Source organism: Marinobacter guineae (assembly GCF_002744735.1).
Classification (GTDB): domain Bacteria; phylum Pseudomonadota; class Gammaproteobacteria; order Pseudomonadales; family Oleiphilaceae; genus Marinobacter; species Marinobacter guineae.
The window spans coordinates 792,203-816,462 of the sequence record NZ_KZ319340.1 but is presented as its reverse complement, the minus strand read 5'-3'; the positions used below and the strand labels follow the sequence as shown (position 1 = coordinate 816,462).

18 protein-coding genes are annotated in these 24,260 nt (G+C 57.6%); 10 read left to right on the top strand and 8 right to left on the bottom strand.

The annotated features are described in order from the left end of the window. Positions 1–36: 36 nt before the first annotated feature. The 3 genes from CLH62_RS11730 (at position 37) to CLH62_RS11720 (ending at position 5,101) form a co-directional block, all read left to right on the top strand. Positions 37–3,420 (top strand): hybrid sensor histidine kinase/response regulator, encoded by a 3,384-nt coding sequence (locus CLH62_RS11730; protein WP_099618329.1) that lies wholly within the window; start codon positions 37–39, stop codon positions 3,418–3,420. Continuing rightward, positions 3,407–4,312, top strand: a complete 906-nt coding sequence (locus CLH62_RS11725; protein WP_099618328.1) for a response regulator transcription factor — start codon at positions 3,407–3,409, stop codon at positions 4,310–4,312. The genes CLH62_RS11730 and CLH62_RS11725 overlap by 14 nt, the downstream gene beginning before the upstream one ends. A gap of 69 nt (positions 4,313–4,381) precedes the next feature. Beyond that, positions 4,382–5,101 (top strand): DUF3047 domain-containing protein, encoded by a 720-nt coding sequence (locus tag CLH62_RS11720; protein WP_099618327.1) that lies wholly within the window; start codon positions 4,382–4,384, stop codon positions 5,099–5,101. Between the two features lie 18 nt (positions 5,102–5,119). On the opposite strand, the gene CLH62_RS11715 is transcribed toward CLH62_RS11720, so the two are convergent. Together CLH62_RS11715 and nhaB are read right to left on the bottom strand one after the other, a co-directional pair. Further along, positions 5,120–5,956 (bottom strand): substrate-binding periplasmic protein, encoded by an 837-nt coding sequence (locus tag CLH62_RS11715; RefSeq protein ID WP_099618326.1) that lies wholly within the window; start codon positions 5,954–5,956, stop codon positions 5,120–5,122. A 92-nt stretch (positions 5,957–6,048) separates the two neighbouring features. After that, positions 6,049–7,554 carry a sodium/proton antiporter NhaB gene (gene nhaB, locus CLH62_RS11710; protein WP_099618855.1) on the bottom strand — a complete coding sequence of 502 codons (1,506 nt, stop codon included), beginning with the start codon at positions 7,552–7,554 and terminating at the stop codon, positions 6,049–6,051. Positions 7,555–8,132: 578 nt separating this feature from the next. Here nhaB and CLH62_RS11705 point away from each other — a divergent pair. From CLH62_RS11705 to CLH62_RS11675, 7 genes are all read left to right on the top strand, one after another. After that, positions 8,133–9,797, top strand: a complete 1,665-nt coding sequence (locus tag CLH62_RS11705; protein ID WP_099618325.1) for an AMP-binding protein — start codon at positions 8,133–8,135, stop codon at positions 9,795–9,797. A 35-nt stretch (positions 9,798–9,832) separates the two neighbouring features. Next, positions 9,833–10,600, top strand: coding sequence for an SDR family NAD(P)-dependent oxidoreductase (locus CLH62_RS11700; protein WP_099618324.1), 768 nt, complete (start codon positions 9,833–9,835; stop codon positions 10,598–10,600). Positions 10,601–10,631: 31 nt separating this feature from the next. Further along, entirely contained in the window at positions 10,632–11,414 is a 783-nt protein-coding gene (gene badI, locus CLH62_RS11695) for a 2-ketocyclohexanecarboxyl-CoA hydrolase (RefSeq protein WP_099618323.1), read from the top strand. Positions 11,415–11,438: 24 nt separating this feature from the next. Next, positions 11,439–12,578, top strand: coding sequence for a cyclohexanecarboxyl-CoA dehydrogenase (gene aliB / locus CLH62_RS11690; RefSeq protein WP_099618322.1), 1,140 nt, complete (start codon positions 11,439–11,441; stop codon positions 12,576–12,578). 83 nt (positions 12,579–12,661) lie between these two features. After that, positions 12,662–13,123: a MarR family winged helix-turn-helix transcriptional regulator gene (locus CLH62_RS11685; RefSeq protein WP_099618321.1), complete on the top strand. Its 462-nt coding sequence runs from the start codon at positions 12,662–12,664 to the stop codon at positions 13,121–13,123. A 207-nt stretch (positions 13,124–13,330) separates the two neighbouring features. After that, on the top strand, positions 13,331–14,311 hold the full coding sequence (locus tag CLH62_RS11680) for a substrate-binding domain-containing protein (RefSeq protein WP_099618320.1): 981 nt from the start codon (positions 13,331–13,333) through the stop codon (positions 14,309–14,311). 62 nt (positions 14,312–14,373) lie between these two features. Continuing rightward, positions 14,374–16,407, top strand: coding sequence for a diguanylate cyclase domain-containing protein (locus CLH62_RS11675; protein WP_170005791.1), 2,034 nt, complete (start codon positions 14,374–14,376; stop codon positions 16,405–16,407). Between the two features lie 45 nt (positions 16,408–16,452). Here the strand turns inward: CLH62_RS11675 and glmS are convergent, their stop codons facing one another. From glmS to atpA, 6 genes are all read right to left on the bottom strand, one after another. After that, positions 16,453–18,285 (bottom strand): glutamine--fructose-6-phosphate transaminase (isomerizing), encoded by a 1,833-nt coding sequence (gene glmS, locus CLH62_RS11670; RefSeq protein WP_099618318.1) that lies wholly within the window; start codon positions 18,283–18,285, stop codon positions 16,453–16,455. 30 nt (positions 18,286–18,315) lie between these two features. Next, positions 18,316–19,680: a bifunctional UDP-N-acetylglucosamine diphosphorylase/glucosamine-1-phosphate N-acetyltransferase GlmU gene (gene glmU, locus CLH62_RS11665; protein WP_099618317.1), complete on the bottom strand. Its 1,365-nt coding sequence runs from the start codon at positions 19,678–19,680 to the stop codon at positions 18,316–18,318. A 149-nt stretch (positions 19,681–19,829) separates the two neighbouring features. Further along, positions 19,830–20,252, bottom strand: a complete 423-nt coding sequence (locus CLH62_RS11660) for a F0F1 ATP synthase subunit epsilon (RefSeq protein WP_099618316.1) — start codon at positions 20,250–20,252, stop codon at positions 19,830–19,832. Between the two features lie 47 nt (positions 20,253–20,299). Beyond that, positions 20,300–21,694 (bottom strand): F0F1 ATP synthase subunit beta, encoded by a 1,395-nt coding sequence (gene atpD / locus CLH62_RS11655; protein ID WP_099618315.1) that lies wholly within the window; start codon positions 21,692–21,694, stop codon positions 20,300–20,302. A gap of 55 nt (positions 21,695–21,749) precedes the next feature. After that, entirely contained in the window at positions 21,750–22,613 is an 864-nt protein-coding gene (gene atpG / locus CLH62_RS11650; RefSeq protein ID WP_099618314.1) for a F0F1 ATP synthase subunit gamma, read from the bottom strand. A 77-nt stretch (positions 22,614–22,690) separates the two neighbouring features. Then, the gene (gene atpA, locus CLH62_RS11645) at positions 22,691–24,235 is read right to left on the bottom strand and encodes a F0F1 ATP synthase subunit alpha (protein WP_099618313.1); all 1,545 of its coding nucleotides are present in this window, start codon (positions 24,233–24,235) and stop codon (positions 22,691–22,693) included. Between the last annotated feature and the right edge of the window lie 25 nt (positions 24,236–24,260).

Sequence of the window (24,260 nt, the reverse complement as noted above, 5' to 3'; positions counted from 1 at the left end):
ACCGGGCACCTCCCAGGTTACACAGGCAAGGCAGCAATGGCCGCACGACAGAACATTTTCCGGGTTCGGCGCAGTTACAACCAATGGGTCGCCAACCAGACGCTGGAAGACTACGCCCTGCGCTTTACCGCCAAGAGCGCGCGGCGCTGGTCTGCCGCCCGGGTCAGTAACACCGCCCTGGGCGCCATCTCGTTTCTCGCCATGGAGGCCATTGGCGGGTCCATTACCTTGCACTACGGCTTCGACAACGCCGTAGCGGCGATTCTGATGGTCAGCCTGGTGATCTTCCTGACCGCCATCCCGATCAGCTACTACGCCGCCCGCTATGGTGTCGATATTGATCTGCTCACCCGGGGCGCCGGTTTCGGCTACATCGGCTCCACCATCACCTCGCTGATCTACGCCTCGTTCACCTTCATCTTCTTCGCCATCGAGGCGGCGATCATGGCGATGGCCCTGGAGATGCTGTTCGACATACCTCTGGTGCTCGGCTACCTGATCTGCGCGGTGGTGATCATTCCTCTGGTGACCCACGGCATTACCACCATCAGCCGGTTTCAGGTCTGGACCCAGCCGGTGTGGATTCTGCTGCAGTTGGCGCCCTTTGTGTTCATCATCTACGCCGATGCCTCCTCGATCAGTGACTGGACCCAGTTCGAAGGGCTGGGGCTCAACGCCGGCCAGGGCCTCAATGTGGTGATGTTTGGTGCTGCTGCTGCCGTGGTGTTCTCGCTGATTGCCCAGATTGGCGAACAGGTCGATTTTTTGCGTTTTATTCCGGAACCCCGGAACCGGGCAGAAAAACGCCGGTGGTGGCTGGCGGTCATGTCCGGTGGCCCGGGGTGGATCGTGATCGGCATGCTGAAGATTCTGGCGGGCTCCTTTCTGGCGGTCCTTGCCCTGAATCAGGGCGTGTCGCCCGAGGAGGCGGCTGACCCGACCCAGATGTACCTGGTGGCGTTCGGCTACATCACCCACTCCCCGGAAGTCTCCCTGGCGGTGGCCGGTATTTTCGTCATCCTGTGCCAGCTCAAGATCAACGTCACCAACGCCTATGCCGGCTCTATTGCCTGGTCCAACTTCTTCTCACGGCTGACCCACAGCCATCCCGGGCGGGTGGTCTGGCTGTTCTTTAACGTCGCGATTGCCCTGCTGGTGATGGAACTGGGGGTTTATCGGGCGTTGGAGGAAACCCTCGGTTTTTACGGAATTATCGCCATTGCCTGGGTCGGCGCTTTGGTGGCCGATCTGGTGATCAACAAGCCGCTCGGGCTCAGCCCCCGGCACATCGAGTTCAAACGGGCCCATCTTTACGACATCAACCCGGTGGGTGTCGGTGCCATGCTCGCCGCCTCCGTGGTGGGCATCGTATGCCACACCGGCGCGCTGGGAGTGTATGCCCAGGCCCTATCGCACTTCATTGCCCTGGGGGTAGCACTGCTGGCGGCGCCGCTGATTGCCTGGAAGACCGGCGGCCGGTTTTATACCGCCCGGCCCTTCGTGCCCCTGGCGACGGACCACCAACTGGTGCAATGCACTATTTGTGAGCACAAATTCGAGCCCGAAGACGTTACCTCCTGCCCGGTCTACGACGGCACCATCTGTTCCCTGTGCTGTTCTTTGGACGCCCGGTGTGGCGACGCCTGCAAGCCCGGCGCCGGTTACCAGGAGCAACTCCAGCAGTTTCTCGGCAAGCTCATGCCCCAGTCGGTGCTTGGCCGCCTGCACTCCCGCCTTGGCCACTTCCTGACACTCCTGGTCCTGATCAACGGCTTGTCGGGCCTCCTGCTGTGGTTAATCCACTCCAAGACGCCAGTGGCTTCGGCGCCCGAGGCTCTGCTGCTGTCGGTCACCCTCTGGAAGGTCTTTTTTATCCTTCTGATTATCACCGGGGTGGTCTGCTGGCTGTTTGTGCTGGCTCATGAAAGCCGGGTGGTGGCCGAGGAGGAATCCGGACGGCAAACCCGGTTGTTGATGGAAGAGATCGTCGCCCACGAGCGCACCGACCAGGCCCTGCAACAGGCGAAGGAACAGGCGGAAGCGGCCAACGGCGCGAAAAGCCGTTACCTGACCGGAATCAGCCATGAGCTCCGGTCACCCCTCAACGCCATCCTGGGCTACGCCCAGCTTATGGAGAATGATGAGACGGTGCCGTCCCATCGCAAGGAAGCCCTGGGTGTGATCCGTCGCAGCGGCGAATACCTGGCCGATCTGATTGAAGGGCTGCTGGATATCTCCAAGATTGAAGCCGGCCGGCTGGATCTGCACCGGGATCAGGTACGCATCGGGTTGCTGATGGAGCAGTTGGTGACCATGTTCCGGCTGCAGGCCGAAGAGAAGGGCCTGGCCTTTGATTACCATTGCCCGAACCCGTTGCCGGAAATGGTGACCACGGACGAAAAGCGCCTGCGCCAGATCCTGATCAACCTGCTTTCCAACGCCATCAAGTACACCGACCGGGGCAGCGTTTCCCTGACTCTGCGATACCGAAGCCAGGTGGCGGAATTTACCGTGCGGGACTCCGGTGAGGGCATTGCCGAAGAAAACATTGAACGTATCTTCCGGCCCTTCGAGCGTATTCGTCTGCCAGGGCAGAGCCGCATTGGCACCGGGCTGGGCCTGACCATCACCCGCCTGCTGACCGAAATCATGGGCGGCGATATCAACGTGGAAAGCGAACCGGGCCAGGGCAGCACGTTCAAGGTCAGCCTGATGCTGTCGAGTCTGCATAGCGCCAGCCCCCGTTCGATCTCGGCTCCGGCCCGCCGGATCTACGGTTACCAGGGCACCCGGCGCAAAGTCCTGCTGGTGGACGACGATACCTCCCACCGCCAGGTCATCCGCGCCATGCTATCGCCACTTGGTTTTGAGATTTTCGACATTGGCAATGCCCTCAAGGTGCGGGAAACCGTCGAAGCCGAACGCCCGGACCTGGTCCTGCTGGACGTCTCCATGCCCGGATACACCGGCTGGGAGGTCCTTCAGCAGTTACGGGCAGACAAGCATACGATGCCGGTGGTGATGGTGTCCGCCGATGCCAATGAAGGCCATCACTCGGCGGACTCGCCCCGACTGCACGATGGCTACATCATCAAGCCGGTGCGGCTCAACCTGCTGCTGGACACCATCGCCCGGGTGCTCGGGCTGGAGTGGCGGTTCGAGAAAAGTGCCGAGCCGTTGGCCGCCAATCCGGTTCCGGAAACCGGCGATCTGCCGCTTCCGGACCTTGTGCATCGACGGTCACTGGCCGACCTTGCCCGCATCGGCCACCGCAAGGGATTGCTGGAGGTGCTGCACGATCTGAAACACCAGGGCGAGGCGATTGAACGTTTTACCGACGAGCTGACCCAGCTCACCAATGATTTCCAGTTTGAAAAAATTCTTGAATTACTCGAGGTAGCCGAACATGAAGCTTCATGATGACCAGAAAACCGTGGTGATGGTCGTGGATGACGCAGTCGACTCCATTCGAATGATTAACGATGCCCTGGAAGAGGCTGGCATGACGGTATTGGTAGCGCTTGAAGGCAACCAGGCACTAACCATCAGCCGTAACATTACCCCCGACGTGGTGCTTATGGACGCCCTCATGCCTCACATGGACGGCTTCGAGACCTGCCGCCGACTCAAGGAAAATCCGGCCTTTGCCGACATTCCCATTATATTCATGACCGGCCTGAGCGACACCGAGCATGTGGTCATGGGGCTGAGTGCGGGTGGTGTGGATTATGTGAACAAACCCATCAACACCACGGAGTTGCTCGCCCGCATGGACGTGCACCTGACCAATGCCCGGATGACCAAGAGTGCCCGCTGCGCCCTGGATACCGCCGGCCAGAACCTGTTTGCTGTAGACCGCGAAGGCAATCTGCTCTGGGGCACCCCCCAGGTCTGCAGATGCCTGCCAGACACCGGACACCCCGAGTTTACCGATGTCCGCGCCCGACTGGAGGAGTGGCTGGGCCACAACCCGGACCCGGGCCACAGTATGCCAGTGGACATCATGGGCACCGCGCGATCTGTCGAATTCCTGGCGCTGGTGGATAACCGCGAATACCTGCTTCGGCTGAAAACGCCCCAGAGCCAGAACAGCGCAACGGCGGCCCTGCGGCAACGGTTCGAACTGACCCTGAGAGAATCCGACGTGTTATTGTGGATCGCCAATGGCAAAACCAACCGGGAAATCGGCCAGATTCTGGACATGAGCCCGCGGACGGTCAACAAACACCTCGAGCAGGTCTTTCGAAAGCTGGGTGTGGAGAACCGCACCGCTGCCGCAGCGAGTGCGATTCGACTGTTGGCCATCCAGTGATGGTTTACGGGCACTTTTGAGCCGCCCGCCGGTCCATCGGATAGCCTTTCCCCGCAACAGAGAAAGACAATGAGGATAACTGCAAGATTTCTGGCACTGCTGGCCTTGTTCAGCCTCTCGGGATCCGTGTTGTCTGAACAGGGACCGGCACTCACGCCGTTTTCCGAAATGCAGTCATTGGGCGACGGCTGGGAGCCGTTGGAATTTCCAAAAATCGACCAGCTCACCCGCTATGAGTTGGTCACCGAGGACGGAATACAGGTGATAAAGGCCACCACGTCAGGCACGGCCTCGGGCCTGATTGCCCGGGTGAATATCCCGCCCTCGGAGTCGCTGGTGCTCCGATGGCGGTGGAAAGTCTCGAATGTGTTCGAGCAGGGCGATGCCCGGAAGAAGTCCGGGGACGACTACCCGGCGCGCATCTACGTGGCCTTCAAATTCCAGCCGGAAAAGGCGGGGTTCTTTGAGCGGGCCAAACGCACAACCGTGGAGGTGCTGTTCGGGGAATCGCTTCCGGGCAATGCCCTGAACTACATCTGGGCCAATACCCTGCCAAAGGGGGAGTTTGCGCCTAACCCCTATACCGATAAAACCATGATGGTAGCCGTCAATTCCGGTGCCGGGCAGGTTGGCGAGTGGGTCACCGTTGAAAGGGATATTATGGCGGATTACCGAAAGGCGTTTGGTGAGGCTCCGCCACCAGTGGTAGGCATTGCCATTATGTCGGATTCGGACAACACCGGAGAAACAGCAACGGCCTGGTACGGCGATATCGTACTGAACCCCTGACCTGCCCCGGAAGCCAGTTTAGCGCAGCAACTGGGGAAAACCGGGAATGACATAGCCCCCGGTAATTTCGCGCACCGGAGGCACTTCACCCTTCTCCACCAGCCGCAGATAGGCGTCATCAAACTCCTCCCGCAGCAACGCTGCACGAGGGTTTGCCAGCGAGAAAACCCACGCGGCATTACGTGTACGCAGTTCTGATTCCCGGATGACACTGTCGGTGGGCTCAGTCAGGATTTCCTTAACCGGTTGCCGGTAATCCAGGAGATAGTCTCCCCGCTTACGCTTCAGCATATCAACAGCGGAGCGGTGGTTCGGCGCTTCGGTTACCCGTATGCCGACACTCTTTTCCAGCCAGGCCAAAAGGCCGCCATAGGTGTAACCGCCAATCACGATCACCTGCTTGCCCTGGAGCTGATCAAAATGGTCAAGGGCCGGGGTACCTTCACAGTACCAGGCACTCAGCTGCGCAGGGAACGGGCTGACCCAGCTCTCCAGGACGTCGTCCTCGAGGTTTGCAACCTCGGTAACACCGGGCCATACATCGATCCCGCCATTGCTCAGGTAGAGATAGGTGCGACTCACCGGCAGGTAGATAAATTCCGGTTCGTAGCCCGCTTCAAGAGCAACTTTGCGAGTAAGTTCAATAAAGCTGCCTGCCGGTGCGCCGTCGTTGGCTTGATAGGTAATGGGGGGGAACTCGATATAGGCCACGCGAAGGGTTTTTGCGCCCGTTTCGGACTGGGCGGTGGCGCTTGTCGATAACAGAGCGGCTATCAACAGGATAAATATCCGGGCGGTAGAGGAGAGCCCGGGTGTCAGAAAGACAAACAAGTTAACTGAAAAGCTGCTGCGCATAGAGTCCGGAGATGTCGGGCCTGTTTAAGTGAAGATTAACAGACCCGACCAAATCTGCACTGACACTAACCGCAAAAAATCCGGACAGATTGTCAAATATAGTTAATTACCATGTACAGGCCGACTCCACCCATCACCAGTGTGTAGGGAAACGCCATGATGACCATCTTGCCATAGGATAAACGCACCAGCGGCGCAATGGCAGATGTCAGCAGGAACAGGAACGCGGCCTGGCCATTCGGTGTCGCCACGCTGGGCAGGTTGGTACCGGTATTGATGGCTACCGCCAGATCCTGGAAGTGCTCGTAACTGATACTGCCAGCATCCAGGGCCTGCTTGACCTCACTGATGTAAACCGTCGCTACAAACACATTATCGCTGATCATCGAGAGAATGCCGTTGGCGATGAAGAACATGCCGGGCTGCTGGCTGACCGGCAACGAGAGCACGTAATCAATGATTGGTTTGAACAGGTGCTGTTCGTGAATCACAGCCACTACGGCGAAGAACACCACCAGCAAAGAGGTGAACGGCAGGGATTCCTGGAACGCCTTACCGATCTGGTGCTCGTCGGTAATGCCGGTAAACGAAGTAATCAGGATGATCACCAACAGGCCGATCAGGCCGACTTCCGCCAGATGGAATGCCAGCCCCACCACCAGAATCAGCGCAGCGGCGGCCTGTACCCACAGGGCTGCCTGGTCGGCCTTGGTGCGTTTGGCGCGCTCGTTATCGGCAAACTCCTCCAGCACCCGGCGAACGGGTTTTGGCAGCCGGCCGCCGTAACCAAACCAGCGTAGCTTCTCCAGGGCCCAGCAGGTGAACAGGCCCGCCGCCAGTACCGGCAAGCTGACCGGCGCCATGTGCAGGAAAAAGCTCGCAAAGTCCCATCCCACCACTTTCGCAATGAGCAGGTTCTGGGGCTCGCCCACCATGGTCGCCACGCCCCCCAATGCGGTACCGATGGCGCCATGCATCAGCAGGCTGCGCAGGAAGGCCCGGAAGTTTTCCAGGTCTTCCCGGTGCAGTTCGATAACCTCATCATCACTACCGGCATTGTGATCGGCGTGTTGATAGCCCTTTCCGGAAGCCACCTTGTGATAAACAGCATAGAAACCCACCGCGACCGAAATAATAACGGCGGTTACCGTCAGGGCATCCAGAAAAGCTGACAACAACGCGGCCGCACCGCAAAACAGCAGCGACAGTGCTGACTTGGACCGAACTCCGACCAGGATCTGAGTAAAAGTGACCAGCAACAGCTCCTTCATGAAATAGATCCCCGCCACCATGAACATCAGCAACAGGATCACCGGGAAGTTGGTCAGCACTTCCTGATATACCGCATCCGGCGAGGTCAGGCCAATCAACAGGGCCTCCACCGCCAGCAGGCCACCGGGCAGCAGCGGATAGCACTTCAGGGCCATGGCCAGCGTGAAGATAAACTCGGCAATCAGAAGCCAGCCAGCCACTCCGGGCCCAAGCACATACATCACAATCGGATTGGCAATCAGAAACAGCAGGATCACCTGCTTGTACCAGACAGGTGCCTTGCCGAGGAAATTGTGGGTAAAGCCGGAGATAACAGTCGTGGGCATTGCGAAAATCTTCTGAGAGAACGGGTTGTTGGTATTGTGTGGCAGAGCGCCAGCATCTTCCTTGATATTTATGTACCGGGGTATGGTCCCAAGGTACATTTTTTGACCGTATTTGGTCTTAATAACAAGAAGAAGGCGAGGTAGGTCTAACCACTACGGATTTTTTACGTAATATTACTTAATTGAAGCAATAGGAGCGTCCGCATTTTAACCGATTCCCGGCGCAATGCGGGCGCTTTGTGAAAAAAATAACAAACCCGGTGTCAGAAGAACGCCTGAATCCCGGTCTGGGCACGGCCGGGAATCAGGGCATGGACATCGTCGATGCCCTTGGCCGAGTGAACCGACAGCCTCACGCTTTAAAGCAACATATTGCCTCAACTCATAACCATCGCTACTAAGATACGATCCTTTATTCCCATATAAACACTACAAAATCACCATATTCAATAAAAACCAGCAACACCCATATATTTTTAAAGCAACATGTTGACTTATTATTTGATGTGAGCGTATTTTTACCTTGTCCTTTCGAGCCGACGCCAACAACAACAAACCGGACACAACAGGTGACTCAGATGGAAACAGGCATCACTCTCAACCCGGACCGCCGCTCAGCCATGCTGGAAAGCGGCGCGTGGAACGACAAACTCATTACCGACTACCTGGACCAGGCCGTGGCCAGCAACCCTGACAGGGAAGCTATCGTCAGCTACCAGGTCACGGGAGATAACCGCACCGCCCTCACCTACCGGGAACTTAACGAGACTGTTACCCGCATGGCCGCCGGCCTGGCCGGGATGGGAATCGAGAAGGGTGATGTGGTGGCCTGCCAGCTGCCGAACTGGTGGCAGACCACCGCCCTGCACCTGGCCTGCATGCGCATCGGCGCTATTCTGAACCCGCTCATGCCCATCTTCCGGGAGCGCGAGCTCCGTTTCATGCTGAAACACGGAGAAGCCAAGCTACTGGTGATTCCTAAGATTTTCCGGGAGTTCAATTACGAAGCCATGGTGGACGGCATCAAGGCCGAGTTGCCCGACCTGAAAACCATTCTGGTGATCGGTGGTGAAGGTGAACGCAGTTTTGAAGACCGCCTGCTGACCAAAGCCTGGGAGCAGGAACAGAACACTGACGCCCTGTTCCGGAAACGCCAGCTGACCGCAGATGACGCCATCCAGATCCTTTATACCTCCGGCACCACTGGCGAACCCAAGGGCGTCATGCACACCTCCAACACCCTGTTTTCCAATGTGCGCCCCTACGCTGACCGGCTGCACCTGACATCGGAAGACAAAGTGCTGATGGCCTCGCCCCTCGCTCATCAAACCGGTTTCCTTTACGGCATCATGATGCCTGTCTATCTGGGCACCACGGCCATCCTTCAGGACATCTGGGACGCCGGCTATGTGTGCAAGGTGATTGCCGCCGAGAAACCCGCTTTCACCATGGCCGCCACACCGTTCCTGGCGGATCTGGTAAAAACCGCACCCAATCACGAAGGCGAACTGGATTCCCTGCGTATTTTTGTCTCCGCCGGCGCACCTATTCCGAGTGCCGTGGTGGAACAGGCCGGCAAGGTGCTGAAAGCGAAGATTGTCTCTGCCTGGGGCATGACCGAAAACGGCGCCGTCACCATGACCTGCCCCGAAGACCCTTCGGAACGCGCCAGCCAGTCTGATGGAAAAGTGCTGCCCTACATGGAAATCAGGATCACCGATTTCCAGGGCAATCCGCTTCCGGCGGGCGAAGAAGGTAACCTGCTTGTGCGCGGTGCCAGCCAGTTCGTGGGCTACCTGAAACGCCCGGAGCTCTTCGGCACTGACGAAGACAGCTGGTTCAGCACCGGCGACCTCGCACGCATGGACAAGGACGGCTACATCCGCATCACCGGCCGTACCAAGGACGTGGTGATCCGCGGCGGCGAGAATATTCCCGTCGTGGAGGTGGAGAACCTGCTCTACAAGTTCCCCGGCATTGTCGATGTCGCGCTGGTGGGTTGCCCGGACGAGCGCCTGGGCGAGCGTCTGTGCGCCTATGTCACCCTCGACGAGAACGCCACTGACCTGACCCTGGACCAGGTCAAGGCCTACCTGACCGAACAGCAACTATCCAGGAACTACCTGCCGGAATATCTGGAAGTGATCGAGGCCATGCCCCGCACCGCCTCCGGCAAGATTCAGAAATTCAAGCTGCGCGAGCAGGCCAGAGAGGTTCGCCTGGAACCGGCCAAGCGCGGTTGATCCCATTGATTTAACAGCAACAGGAGCAAGTCATCATGAGAGGCCTTAACGGAAAAACAGTCATCGTGACCGGCGGCGGGGGCGGCATCGGCCGCGCCGTGTGCCAGCGCTTTGCCCAGGAAGGCAGCCTGGTGGCCGTCCTCGACCGGGATGAGAGTTCGGCCCAGGCCACAGTCGACCTGATCTCCGAAGCCGGCGGCACCGCCCGCGCCTATACCACAGACATCACCGACTACGCCGCCATAACCGAGACCGTGGCGGCCATCGAGAGCGACCTTGGCGTGCCCACGGTGCTGGTAAACAACGCCGGTTTCGACCGCTTCATGCCGTTCCTCAAGACCGAGCCAAAACTCTGGGAGCAGCTGATTGCCGTGAACCTGACCGGCGCCCTGAACATGCACCACGTGGTACTGCCGAAGATGGTGGCTGCCGGCGGCGGCAAGGTTATCAACGTGTCGTCCGATGCAGCCCGGGTCGGTTCTTCGGGTGAGTCTGTCTATGCCGCCTGCAAGGCCGGTCTGGTGGGCTTCAGCAAGACCGTGGCCCGGGAACTGGCCACGAAGAACGTGTGCCTGAACGTGGTTTGCCCCGGCCCCACCGACACTGCCTTACTCAAGGGCGTAGCGGAATCCGCACCCAACCCGGAGAAATTGCTGGAAGCGTTCCGCAACGCCGTGCCCATGAAGCGCCTGGCCCAGCCCGAGGATTACCCCGGCATTATTGCCCTGCTCGCCAGTGACGACGCCAACTTCATCACCGGCCAGGTCATCAGCGTGTCCGGCGGCCTGACCATGGCCGGCTAATGCCTGCTTTCACGAACACGGAGAACACACCATGAATTACGAAGACATCCTGTACGACGAAAATAACGGGGTTGCCACCATCACCATCAACCGTCCGGACCGATACAACGCCTTCCGCGGCCAGACCTGCATGGAACTGCTGGACGCCTTCCACCGCGCCGGCTGGAACAAGGACATCGGCGTCATCGTGTTCACCGGCGCCGGCGAGAAGGCCTTCTGCACCGGTGGCGACCAGGGTGCCCACGAGGGCCAGTACGATGGCCGCGGCCTGATCGGTCTGCCGGTGGAAGAACTGCAGCGCCTGATCCGGGAAGTGCCCAAGCCGGTGATTGCCCGGGTCAACGGTTTCGCCATCGGCGGCGGACACGTGCTGCACGTGATCTGTGACCTGAGCATCGCCTCGGAAACCGCCGTCTTCGGCCAGGTTGGCCCGAAAGTGGGCTCGGTGGATCCCGGTTTCGGCACCGCCTACCTGGCACGGGTCGTGGGTGAGAAGCGGGCCCGGGAAATCTGGTACCTGTGCCGCAAGTACAGCGCGCAACAGGCGCTGGAATGGGGTCTGGTGAACGCCGTAGTCCCACCCGAGCAGCTTGATGCGGAAGTTCAGAAATGGTGCGACGAAATCCTGGAGAAGAGCCCGACTGCTCTGACCATCGCCAAACGCTCCTTCAACGCGGACAGCGACAATATCGCCGGCATTGGTGCCCTCGGAATGCAGGCACTGAGCCTGTATTACGACACAGAGGAGTCCAAAGAGGGCGTGAACGCCTTCAGGGAAAAGCGCAAGCCGGAATTCCGCAAATACTCCAAGTAACGGCCTTACAACCCGGAGAACACCATGAATTTCGGATTCAATGCAGAACAAAACGCGATCCGCGAAGTAGTGGCCCGTTTCAGCGCCGAGGTGCTGGCTCCGGGCTATCGCAAGCGCGACCAGGAAGGCGTCATCGAAAAGGATGTCATCCGCCAGCTCGGCGAGATGGGCCTGCTTGGCGGCGAACTGCCCGAGGAATTCGGTGGCAGCGGCATGGACTGCATCACCAGCGGCCTGATCATCGAGGAAATCTCCAGGGGAGACTTCAACGTCGGCTACATCCCGCTGCTGACCTCCCTGAACGGCCAGATCATCGCCAACCACGCCGCGCCAGACCTGGCGAAGAAGTGGCTGCACGGCATGACCACGGGCCAGAAGGTTGCCTGTATCGCCCTGACCGAACCCCATGGAGGTTCCGACGCTGCCAACCTGCGCCTGAAGGCAGAGAAGAAGGACGACGTCTACGTACTCAACGGTGAGAAGACCTCTATCTCCATGGCCGACCAGGCTGACGTGGCGGTGGTGTTCGCCCGCACTGGCACGGTGGAGCAACGGGCCTCCGGAATCAGCGCGTTTCTGGTCCCGATGGACAGCCCGGGAATCACCACCACCCGGTTTGAAGATAATGGCCAGCGCGCCATTGGCCGCGGCTCCATCTTCTTTGACAACGTTGAAGTGCCGGCCAGAAACATGATGGGCGACGAGGGTAAAGGCTTCAAACAGGTGATGCAGGGGTTTGACTACAGCCGTGCGCTGATCGGCCTGCAGTGCCTGGCGGTGGCCCAGCAATCCCTGGAGGAAACCTGGCAGTGGCTGACCGAGCGCACCGCCTTCGGCCAGCACCTGTCGGCGTTCCAGGGCCTGACCCATCCACTGGCGGAATACCAGACCTACGTTCATGCCGCGCGCATGCAGTGCTACCATGCGCTCTGGCTCAAGGACAACAACCTGCCCCACAACGCCGAGGCTGCCATGAACAAGTGGTGGGGCCCCAAGCTGGCCTTCGATGTGGTGAAACAGTGCCTGCTGGCCCACGGCCACACTGGCTGGGGTGAAGACCTGCCCTTTGCCCAGCGATTGCGGGATGTCCTTGGCCTGCAGATTGGTGACGGTACCGCGCAGATCATGAAGAACATCATCGCCCGCGAATACCTGCCGAAGTGATGCACTCCATGTCCTCTGCGATTCGGGGTGCCAGTGACAGACTGCCCTGGCCTGAAAGCCAGGGCGGCACTACAGGAGCACAGATGATCGTCAACGAATCCGGAGGCATACCCAACCGCCTGTTTTTCCGTCTGTTCCAGACCGGAAACATCCTCCAGCGCCAGGTCCAGAACGAAATGGGCATCAGTGCCGTGCAATGGGCAGTATTGGGCGCACTGTCGCGGGAAGGGTTTGAGGAAGGCACCTCCTTCAACCAGTTGAAGGAATACCTGTACGTCAGCCGGCAGAATCTGGACGGCGTCCTCAAGCGCATGGAACGGGATGGCCACGTGATCCGGATTCCCGACCCCCAGGATCGCCGGGCCAGACTGGTGGTACTGACCGATACCGGCCGGGAATTCTGGGACGGGCTGCAGGACACCATTACCGAATTCTACCGCCAGGCGTTACTCGGGATGAGCTTTGATGATGGCGTCAGCCTGCTGCATCTGCTGAAAAAACTGCAGCATGATATGACCGCGATTTCCTTGGATTCGAAAGACTGAATTTCCCTCACGTTGGCAGTTTCGGGATGTGCTCAAGAAAAGGAGCACAAACCGGTCCCTTCTGCAGTCAATTATGACGTGAATCAAGAATGCCCGGCATTGAGCGAAATACCGAGGGTTTTTCGCTTGATTATTATCAGCCTGACCAAGAACATGTCGCTTACGTATACGCAGTAAACACCTTTTACTCATCGACAGTCCCGAACCATGAAAGCGACCAGGTCCGCTTGCAAAGCGGTTACGAGTTCCCTCGCTTTTTTCTTGTGCCTACTTGGCCCTCATGTCCATGCCCAGGAAAAACGCCTCGCCTATCTTGTGTCTGATGCCCGGATACCGTTCTGGAGCATTATGGCCGATGGCATCAGACACAAGGCCCAAAAGCTGGGTTACAACATATCTGTTTACAGCGCTGACAATCAGGCCAGGCATGAGCTGGAGCTAACCGTAAAGGCCATCAATGAGGGTGTTCAGGGCATCATCCTGTCCCCTACCAACTCCTCAGCAGCGGTGACCATTCTGAAGCTGGCCCAGCGAAATGACATTCCGGTTGTTATTTCCGATATCGGCGCGGGAGCTGAAAATTATGTCAGCTACATCGAGTCGGACAATGACCAGGGCGCATATGATCTGGGCGGTGTGCTTGCCTCAACGTTATCAGAAAAAGGTTGGCAAGACGGCAGCGTTGGTATTATTGCGATTCCCCAGAAACGGGCCAATGGTAAAGCCCGAACCGAAGGGTTTCTGAGAGCTCTGGAGGAACAGGGCATCAGGACGGCCGGAATACTTCAGCAATCTGACTTCTCCTATCGGGAAACTTACGAATTCAGTCGAACTCTCATTGCTCAGAATCCGGATCTTCGGGCCATCTGGCTCCAGGGCTCAGACCGTTATCAGGCAGCTCTGGACGCTATTTCCGAAGAGGGAAAAGAGGGGGACATACTGCTGATCTGTTTTGATGCCGAGCCGGAGTTCGTTGAGCTGATTGCGAATGGCCAACTTGTAGGGGCCGGAATGCAGCAGCCTTTCCTGATGGGTGAAACAGCTGTCGAAACGATGGATCTTTATCTGAATGGTCACAAGGTCGAAAAAATACAGCAGCTCTCTGTGCTGCCGGTATCCAGCCAAAACCTGAAGCAATTGTTACCCGTCATAAATCGAAATGTGCTCGGTAAGGAGGCTGCAAGATGATGGGTGCGTCCAATCGCCCAAACAGGAGCGCGCCGTCCCTTCTTACGCGAGTCACTCTCGCGATGATTGCTGCCATCTTGTTGGTTTTTGCCTTCCATGCCATCTATGTGTATTCCAGTCAGCGGGCCGAGCATATTGCGGAGATGCGACTCGACGTCAGCGAGAGCCTGGAACGGCTGAGCAAGAACATTGCGCCCTTTATCGAGGCCTATTCGGTTAATGAATACGAAAAGCTGGTTGCCACCGAGACTGCACTCAAACAACATTTCGCCGTGGTTGTGCAGGATTACGAAATGGGCGAAGTCACCAACACACCCTACTACGTTTCCGGCCAGGTTCTCACAGAAACCGGGGACTATGCTCCCTACCGGGAGCAGGATCCAGAACTGAACCAGCGACTCAGGCAGGCCTTCTACACCGACACGGCCTCCATACTCGGCTCAAATGGTGAGCCCCTTGGCCAGGTCTCGATTTACACCTCCGACGAGGCCCTGATCGGTAAGCTGAACAGGGTTCTCCTCGAAGAGCTCCTCATCATATTCGTGCTTGCACTGACGCTCTCGCTGTTACTGATTGCCGTTTTAAGACGTTACTTTTTACGCTCAATCATGCACATAGATTCGGCAATAAAAAATTGTGACAGCGGGGGAATTCCCCTGGAACGAATACCCGATTTTCAGTATCGGGAGATCGCCCTCTTGAGTAACACCATTAACACGATGCTGGACTCAATCAGGGAATCCCGGGCGAGGCGGAAAATTGAAAGACTCCGTCTGTACAATACGATCACGGGAACCCGCACTGGAACCTGGGAGTGGAATGTCAGTACGGGCGAAACGGTTTTCAATGAACGTTGGGCTGAAATTGTCGGTTACTCGCTGGAAGAACTGGAGCCAATTTCCATTGATACCTGGATGAATCTCGCCCATCCCGATGATTTGCAGCGTTGCGATGGACTGCTCAATAAACACTTCCGGGGCGAGCTTCCCTACTATGAATGTGAAGCCCGTATGCGGCACAAGGATGGACACTGGGTCTGGGTTCTCGACCGCGGAAGCGTTCTGTCCTGGAGTGAAGACGGGCAGCCCCTGATGATGTACGGAACCCACCAGGACATCAGCGAACGCAAGGAAGCAGAAAGCAGGCTCGCAATGGCAGCAGGCGTTTTCAAGTATGCACGGGAGGGAATCATCTTAACCAGCGCTCAAGGGGTTATTCTGGATGTGAACTCCGCGTTTACAGCGTTGACCGGTTACACTCATGGTGACGTTGTTAACCAAAACTACAGACGCCTTCTTGTACCTGACCTGCGTGGCGATGGTTTCGAAGGGGCAGTTCTGAATTCATTGAAAGAACAAGGCGTCTGGAGTGGTGAGTACTGGGTACCCTGTCACGACGGATCGGCTTTCCCATCCCTAATGACAATTGCCGCTGCCCGGAACAATGCCGGTGATATTCAGCATTACGTTACCCTTTTCGCCGATATATCCCACCTGAAACAAAATGAAGACAAGTTGCGGTTGATTGCGCACTACGATTCGCTCACGGGTCTGCCAAACCGTGTCCTGCTGAGTGAGCGCCTACGCCATGCGGTTTCAATGGCCCGGCGCCATGAAGACGTGTTGGCCGTCGTTTTCCTGGATCTTGACGGTTTCAAGTTGATCAACGACACCTATGGACACGCCGCCGGTGATGAACTTTTGATTGCTCTCGCCAGACGCATGCAGAAAACCCTTCGGGACTGTGACACAGTCGCCCGGCTTGGTGGTGACGAATTCGTTGTGCTCCTGCCAGATTTGTCAGGAAGACGGGAATGCGAACCTGTTCTCGATCGCCTGCTTGCAACCTTGTCGTCCCCCATCAGTCTCGGGGATCAAATTGTCCAGGTATCTGCCAGTCTTGGTGTCAGCCTGTATCCCCAAAACCCCGATGTGGATGCGGACATCTTACTCCGCCAGGCAGATATGGCCATGTATCAGGCCAAGCAGCGCGGCAAGGGTCAATATCGGTTCTTTAGTGAAAAGAACGCCAAGGCCATCGACCGCAGGCCGCTCCAACCTTTAACTGGTGACCGGTCCGGGGAAATTTCAGGATAACGTCAATTGTGAGAAAGGCGATCACACCGCCAATTGTGTAACAGGTTATTCCACCGTCACGCTTTTCGCCAAATTCCGAGGCTGATCCACATCGGTGCCCTTCAGTACTGCAACGTGATAGGACAGTAACTGCAGCGGAACCGTATAAACGATCGGGGCCGTAATCGGGTGCACCGAAGGAAGCTGCATCACATGGATGCCCTCGTCCGGCTTCACGTTCGCCATTTTATCGGCGAACACAAACAGCTCGCCGCCCCGTGCACGAACTTCTTCCAGGTTGGATTTGAGCTTTTCCACCAGGTCGTTGTTCGGCGCTACGGTGACGACCGGCATTTCGCTGTCGACCAGCGCCAGGGGACCATGCTTGAGCTCACCGGCCGGGTAGGCTTCTGCGTGGATGTAGGAGATTTCCTTCAGCTTCAGCGCACCTTCGAGGGCAACCGGGAACTGGGAACCACGGCCCAAAAACAGGCTGTGGTGCTTGTCCATAAACGCCTTGGACATCTCGGCGATCTCGCCATCCAGGGCCAGCACATCGCTCACCTGGCCAGGCACCAGGTGAATGGCCTTAACAATCTCCGCCTCCTGCTCCTCAGGCAGGCCGTTTTGGCGGGCCAGCGCAAGGGTGAAAATCAGCAATGCGGTCAGCTGGGTAGTGAAGGCCTTGGTAGAAGCCACGCCGATTTCCGGGCCGGCCTGGGTCATGATCACCAGGTCCGATTCCCGCACCAGGGAACTGCCGGGTACGTTGCAGATGGCCAGCGCGGCACGGAAACCGGCTTTCTTGGCCTGACGCAACGCGGCCAGGGTATCGGCCGTCTCACCAGACTGGGAGATGCACAGGAACAAGGTGTCCTGCTGGATGACGTGCTTGCGGTATCGGAACTCGGAAGCCACCTCTACGGAGCAGGGCACGCCGGCCAGTTCCTCAATCCAGTAGCGGGCCACCATACCTGCGTGGTAGCTGGTGCCGCAGGCGATGATCTGGACGTGACGAACGTTTTCGAGCAGATTTTCAGCGTCGGTACCCAAGGCCTGCTCCAGTACCCGGGTATTGGTTACCCGGCCTTCCATGGTGGCCTTGATGACTCTGGGCTGCTCGTAGATTTCCTTGAGCATGAAGTGGCGGTACTCGCCCTTGTCGGCGGAATCCGCGCCGTGCTCGAACCGGGTAATCTCCCGCTCCACGCTCTGCCCTTCGCGATCGAGGATGGCAATACCATCCTTGCGAATATCAGCAATGTCGCCCTCTTCCAGGAACATGAACCGGTCGGTTACCGGCAGCAGAGCCAGCTGGTCGGAAGCAATGAAGTTCTCGCCGATGCCGACGCCAATCACCAGGGGGCTGCCTTCACGGCAGACCACGAGATGATCGGGCTCATCCGCGTGAACCACGGCCAGGGCATAGGCGCCCCGAAGTCGGGCAATGGCCGCCCGGACCGAATCATAGAGGCTACCCAGGGAACGGTAGTTCTTTTCGATCAGGTGCGCGACCACTTCGGTATCGGTTTGGGAGGTGAACTCAAAACCCTCGCCACGCAGCTCCTCACGGAGCTCCTGATAGTTCTCGATGATGCCGTTATGAACGATGGCGAGGCGGTCACCGGACATGTGCGGATGGGCGTTGATCTGTGACGGCTCGCCATGGGTCGCCCAGCGGGTGTGAGCAATGCCCAGGTGTCCGGCCAGGGGGTTGGTCTTCATGGCCGCCGCGAGGGAGGCTACCTTGCCCACTTCCCGTGCTCGCTGGACGCTGTGGTCACCACCGATAACCGCCATACCAGCAGAGTCGTACCCCCGGTATTCCAGACGGCGCAGGCCCTCAAGAAGGATGCCCTGGACGTCCCGTTCCGAAACCGCGCCTACAATTCCACACATGTTGCTCTACCTGTCAGTTAATCGTTTGAATCAGTTTTTCCCGGGCTTTTCCCAGCCGGAAATATTGCGCTGGCGGCCCCTTGCCACGGCCAGTTCGCTGTCCGCAACGTCCCGGGTAATGGTCGAACCGGCACCGATGGTGGCGCCTGCCGCTATGGTTACCGGAGCCACCAGGGAAGTGTTGGAGCCCACAAACACGCCGTCACCGATCACCGTGCGGTACTTGTTCACACCATCATAATTACAGGTGATGGTTCCTGCACCCACATTCACATTACGGCCAAGAGAGGCATCACCCACGTAGCTGAGATGGTTGATCTTGCTTCCTTCGCCGACAACGGCCTTCTTGGTTTCGACAAAATTACCAACCTTAGTATTGGCGGCCAGTTCGGTGCCGGGGCGGATACGCGCAAACGGCCCGATCTGGGCGTTGGCACCGATCGTGGCACCTTCAATCACGCTGTTCGCCCTGATTTCAGCGCCCTGGGCAATGGTCGAATCCTTGATCACGCAACCGGGCCCGATCGACACATTGCTGCCAAGTGTGACCTTGCCCTCGAAAACCACATTCACATCAATCCACAGATCGTTGCCGATGGTCAGCTCTCCGCGCACATCAACCCGCGCCGGGTCAGCCAGGGTTGCGCCTTCGGTCATCAACCGGTCAGCCTCCCGACGCTGGAACCAGCGCTCGAGTTCAGCCAGCTGAAGGCGGTTGTTCACACCCTGTACCTCATACGGGTCCTCGGGCTGGGAAACCGAAACGCTCAAGCCCTGTTCCACGGCCATGGCGATAATGTCGGTCAGGTAGTATTCGCCCTGGGCGTTGCTGTTGGACAGCGCAGGTAGCCAGGTTTTCAGATGTTTCGCTGAAACCGCAAGAATACCGGTGTTGACCTCACGGATGGCCAGCTGCTCCGGAGTCGCATCTTTCTGCTCGACGATGGAAACCACCTTGCCTTCCGCATTACGGACAATTCGGCCGTACCCGTGGGGATTGTCCATGGTCACGGTCAGAAGCCCAAGGGTGTTGTCATCCAGGGTGCCAACCAGTGCCTCCAGGGTATCGTGGCGGGTGAGCGGGACATCGCCATAGAGCACCAGCACCCTGGCATCATCGGGAAGGTCGGGAAGCGCCTGGGCAACGGCGTGCCCGGTACCCAGCTGTTCATTCTGGGTTACCCAGTTCACCGAGGCCTCGGTGGTGGTTTCACGAACTTTCTCAGCACCATGCCCAATCACCGTGTGGATCCTCTCGGCGCCGAGCTGCTTTGCCGTGGCAATCACATGATGGAGCATGGGTCGACCGGCCACCGGGTGCAAAACCTTGGGCAGGGCGGATTTCATTCTGGAACCCTGGCCAGCGGCCAGAATGACAACGTGTAACGGGCTCATGGAATGGTCAGGCTCCCGGTGTATTGAATGTCTGAAATCGGAAAATAAAAAAACCGCATTCCTCAGGACTGGAGGTCCAACGCCGGGCGTTGGCCTTCCAGCCGCTCAGGATGCGGCTTCGGTGTTCGGCAAACCCGAAACAGAAATGCTTAGCGCATTTTGTTACGCAGCTGCTGGATGGTACGAAGCTGGGCAACAGCTTCGGCCAGCTCTGCAGCGGCACGGGAGTACTCGAATTCACCGGTCTTGTTGGCAAGTGCTTTCTCGGCTTCTTTCTGAGCCTCAAGTGCGGCTGCTTCGTCCACATCCTTTGCACGAACCGCGGTATCCGCCAACAAAGTCACCAGATTGGCCTGGACCTCCAGATATCCGCCGGACACATAAAGAATCTCTTCTTCACCGCCCTGCTTGATGATCCGAATGGGACCCGGCTTCAGCTCGGTCAGCAGCGGGGTGTGACCCGGGGCAATACCCAGGTCACCTTCAGAGCCCGCTGCGATCAGCATTTCTACCAATCCGGAATAGATCTTTGTTTCGGCACTTACCACATCACAATGCACGGTCATACCCATGTCAGTTGCCTCTTTGATCGATCCGGAAACAAGTTCTCAGGCCCAAATTACTTCTTGGCCTTGCCCTTCATTTCCTTCGCTTTCTCGACCGCTTCCTCAATAGTACCAACCATGTAGAACGCCTGCTCGGGCAATTCGTCATAGTCGCCATTCAGGATGCCCTTAAAGCTGCTGATGGTTTCCTTGAGGGAAACGTATTTACCGGGGGAACCGGTGAATACTTCAGCAACGTGGAACGGCTGGGACAGAAAACGCTCGATCTTACGGGCACGGGCTACGGTCAGCTTGTCTTCTTCTGACAGTTCGTCCATACCCAGGATGGCGATGATGTCTTTCAGCTCCTTGTAGCGCTGCAGGTTTGTCTGCACGCCACGGGCCACTTCGTAGTGCTCATGGCCGATGACCAGTGGATCCAGCTGACGGGAGGTGGAATCCAGCGGATCGATCGCCGGGTAAATACCCTTGGAAGCGATGTCACGGCTCAGTACCACGGTCGCATCCAGGTGCGAGAAGGTGGTCGCAGGCGACGGGTCAGTCAAGTCATCCGCCGGTACGTAGACCGCCTGGATAGAGGTGATAGAGCCGTTCTTGGTGGAGGTAATCCGTTCCTGCAGCTCACCCATCTCCTGGGCCAGCGTCGGCTGGTAACCAACCGCAGAAGGCATACGACCCAGCAGTGCCGATACCTCGGTACCGGCCAGGGTGTAACGGTAGATGTTGTCAACGAACAACAGTACGTCACGACCTTCGTCACGGAACTTCTCAGCGATGGTGAGACCGGTCAGGGCCACACGCAGGCGGTTTCCGGGAGGCTCGTTCATCTGGCCGTAAACCATGGCGACTTTATCAAGGACGTTGGAGTCCTTCATTTCGTAGTAGAAGTCGTTACCTTCCCGGGTCCGCTCACCAACACCCGCGAATACGGAGAGACCGGAGTGCTCTTTCGCGATGTTGTTGATCAGCTCCATCATGTTTACGGTCTTACCAACACCGGCACCACCGAACAGGCCAACCTTACCACCCTTGGCGAACGGGCAGATCAGGTCGATAACCTTGATACCGGTTTCCAGAAGGTCAGCAGACGCGGCCTGGTCGGCATAGCTCGGAGCCTTACGGTGAATGGCCCAGCGCTCTTCTTCGCCGATCTCGCCGGCTTCGTCGATAGGACGACCCAGAACATCCATGATACGACCCAGAGTCTGGGTGCCAACCGGTACCGAAATCGGCTTGCCGGTGTTTTCTGCGTTCAGGCCACGCTTCAGGCCTTCGGTACTGCCCATGGCGATGGTACGTACAATGCCGTCACCCAGCTGCTGCTGGACTTCCAGAGTTGTTTCGCCACCTTCAAGCAGCAGTGCGTCATATATTTTGGGCACGGAGTCACGTGGGAATTCCACGTCGATAACCGCGCCAATGATCTGAACGATTTGTCCGCTACTCATGCTCGGTTCCTCGTTATCTTGATAGTCAATGAAACCAGTTGGATTGTGGGCCGGATCAGACCGAAGCGGCGCCGCTCACAATCTCCGATATCTCTTGGGTAATGGCTGCCTGACGCGCCTTGTTATAAGCCAACTGAAGTTCGTCGATAATGCTACCGGCGTTATCAGTTGCGCTCTTCATGGCGATCATCCGGGCTGCCTGTTCACATGCCAGATTTTCTACCACACCCTGGTACACCTGGGATTCAATAAAACGTGGCAGAAGGCCATCGAGGATCTGCCTGGCATCGGGCTCGTAGAGATAATCCCACTGGTTCTTGATCTCTTCTTCGTCTTCGCTCGGAGGCAGGGGCAGAAGCTGCTGTACCTTCGGGCTTTGGGTCATGGTGTTGACGAATTCGTTGCTCACCACGTACAGGCGATCAATCTTGCCCTCAGAGAACGAATCCAGCATGACCTTGACGTTGCCGATGAGTTTTTCAGAGCTCGGGCTGTCACCCAGGTGGGTCAATGCCGCAATGACATTGCCGCCATAGCTCCGGAAAAAGGAAGCCCCTTTCTGCCCGATGGCGCACAGATCGGTTTCCACTCCCTTTTCTTTCCACGCTTTCATTTCACGGACAAGCGCTTTGAACAGGTTGATGTTCAGACCACCGCAGAGGCCACGATCAGTTGACACCACAATATAGCCCACGCGCTTTACGTCGCGCTCGACCATGAACGGGTGCTTGTACTGAGCATTCGCCTTGGCAATGTGCCCGATCACCTGACGCATCTTGTCGGCATACGGGCGAGTCGCCTGCATGCGTTCCTGAGCCTTGCGCATCTTACTCGCAGCCACCATTTCCATGGCGCTGGTGATTTTCTGCGTGCTCTTGATGCTTGAAATCTGGTTACGTATTTCTTTGCCGATGGCCATAACTCACTGCCTTCTCAAGTTAGACACTCGTTGCTACGAAAAGCGGCCCGCGACTCACATGCCGCAGGCCCATTTTCTTACCAGCTCTGAGTGGTCTTGAATTTCTCAAGTGCAGCTTTTAGGCCGGCAGCGATTTCATCGTTGTAATCGCCTTTCTCGTTGATCTTGTCGAGCAGGTCTTTCTGTTCGGAGCGCATCCAGTCGAGCAGCTGCGCTTCAAACTTCACTACCTTGTCAACATCAACGTCGTCCAGGAAGCCTTCGTTGGCTGCAAACAGAACCGTACCCATTTCAGCCACAGACATCGGGCTGTACTGGTTCTGTTTCATGAGTTCCGTTACCCGCTGACCGTGCTCAAGCTGCTGCCGGGTTGCTTCGTCAAGGTCGGAAGCAAACTGGGCGAACGCGGCCAGTTCCCGATACTGGGCCAGGGCCAGACGGATGTTACCGCCAAGCTTCTTCATGATCTTGGTCTGGGCTGCACCACCTACCCGGGATACGGAGATACCGGCGTTCATTGCCGGACGGATACCGGAGTTGAACAGGTTGGTTTCCAGGAAAATCTGGCCATCGGTAATGGAGATTACGTTGGTCGGTACGAACGCGGAAACGTCACCGGCCTGGGTTTCGATGATCGGCAGTGCGGTCAGGGAACCGGTCTTGCCTTTCACTTCACCGTTGGTCAGTTGCTCAACGTAATCTGCGTTAACACGGGACGCACGCTCCAACAGACGGGAGTGCAGGTAGAATACGTCACCCGGGTAGGCTTCACGGCCTGGCGGACGACGCAGCAGCAGGGAAATCTGGCGATAGGCCACAGCCTGCTTGGACAGATCATCATAGATGATCAGGGCGTCTTCGCCACGGTCACGGAAGTATTCACCCATGGAAGTACCGGAGTACGGAGCCAGGAACTGCATCGCTGCAGGATCCGCGGCACCGGCGGCAACCACAATGGTGTGATCCATCGCACCGTGCTCTTCCAGCTTGCGCACAACGGCGGCAATGGAAGACTGCTTCTGGCCAACGGCAACGTAGATACACTTGATGCCGGTGGCTTTCTGGTTGATGATCGCGTCGATCGCAACCGCGGTCTTACCGATCTGGCGGTCACCGATGATCAGCTCGCGCTGGCCACGGCCGATCGGCACCATGGTGTCGATCGCTTTCAGACCGGTCTGGACCGGCTCGTCAACGGACTGACGAGCGATAACACCCGGTGCAACTTTCTCGACCGGGGAGGTCAGTTCGGTACCAAGGTCGCCCTTGCCGTCAATCGGGTTACCCAGAGCGTCGACAACTCGGCCCATCAGTTCCGGGCCAACCGGTACTTCCAGGATCCGGCCGGTACAACGAACCTTCTGACCTTCCGCCAGATCCTCGTAGTCGCCCAGCACAACCGCACCAACGGAATCACGTTCCAGGTTCAGAGCCATGCCGAAGGTGCCGTTGGCAAATTCAATCATCTCACCGTACATAACGTCGGCAAGACCGTGGATCAGCACGATACCGTCAGAAACCGACAGGATCGTACCTTCGTTTTTTGCTTCCGAAGAGATATCGAGCTGTTCGATTCTCTTCTTGATGATGTCACTGATCTCGGATGGATTCAGTTGCTGCATGCCAATATCCTCAAACCTTGTGCTG

Excerpts from the sequence above, each read along its gene's own strand:
- CLH62_RS11730 (WP_099618329.1), top strand. The coding sequence starts at position 37 with ATGGCCGCACGACAGAACATTTTCCGGGTTCGGCGCAGTTACAACCAA.
- CLH62_RS11725 (WP_099618328.1), top strand. The coding sequence starts at position 3,407 with ATGAAGCTTCATGATGACCAGAAAACCGTGGTGATGGTCGTGGATGAC.
- CLH62_RS11720 (WP_099618327.1), top strand. The coding sequence starts at position 4,382 with ATGAGGATAACTGCAAGATTTCTGGCACTGCTGGCCTTGTTCAGCCTC.
- CLH62_RS11715 (WP_099618326.1), bottom strand. The coding sequence starts at position 5,956 with ATGCGCAGCAGCTTTTCAGTTAACTTGTTTGTCTTTCTGACACCCGGG.
- nhaB (WP_099618855.1), bottom strand. The coding sequence starts at position 7,554 with ATGCCCACGACTGTTATCTCCGGCTTTACCCACAATTTCCTCGGCAAG.
- CLH62_RS11705 (WP_099618325.1), top strand. The coding sequence starts at position 8,133 with ATGGAAACAGGCATCACTCTCAACCCGGACCGCCGCTCAGCCATGCTG.
- CLH62_RS11700 (WP_099618324.1), top strand. The coding sequence starts at position 9,833 with ATGAGAGGCCTTAACGGAAAAACAGTCATCGTGACCGGCGGCGGGGGC.
- badI (WP_099618323.1), top strand. The coding sequence starts at position 10,632 with ATGAATTACGAAGACATCCTGTACGACGAAAATAACGGGGTTGCCACC.
- aliB (WP_099618322.1), top strand. The coding sequence starts at position 11,439 with ATGAATTTCGGATTCAATGCAGAACAAAACGCGATCCGCGAAGTAGTG.
- CLH62_RS11685 (WP_099618321.1), top strand. The coding sequence starts at position 12,662 with ATGATCGTCAACGAATCCGGAGGCATACCCAACCGCCTGTTTTTCCGT.
- CLH62_RS11680 (WP_099618320.1), top strand. The coding sequence starts at position 13,331 with ATGAAAGCGACCAGGTCCGCTTGCAAAGCGGTTACGAGTTCCCTCGCT.
- CLH62_RS11675 (WP_170005791.1), top strand. The coding sequence starts at position 14,374 with ATGATTGCTGCCATCTTGTTGGTTTTTGCCTTCCATGCCATCTATGTG.
- glmS (WP_099618318.1), bottom strand. The coding sequence starts at position 18,285 with ATGTGTGGAATTGTAGGCGCGGTTTCGGAACGGGACGTCCAGGGCATC.
- glmU (WP_099618317.1), bottom strand. The coding sequence starts at position 19,680 with ATGAGCCCGTTACACGTTGTCATTCTGGCCGCTGGCCAGGGTTCCAGA.
- CLH62_RS11660 (WP_099618316.1), bottom strand. The coding sequence starts at position 20,252 with ATGGGTATGACCGTGCATTGTGATGTGGTAAGTGCCGAAACAAAGATC.
- atpD (WP_099618315.1), bottom strand. The coding sequence starts at position 21,694 with ATGAGTAGCGGACAAATCGTTCAGATCATTGGCGCGGTTATCGACGTG.
- atpG (WP_099618314.1), bottom strand. The coding sequence starts at position 22,613 with ATGGCCATCGGCAAAGAAATACGTAACCAGATTTCAAGCATCAAGAGC.
- atpA (WP_099618313.1), bottom strand. The coding sequence starts at position 24,235 with ATGCAGCAACTGAATCCATCCGAGATCAGTGACATCATCAAGAAGAGA.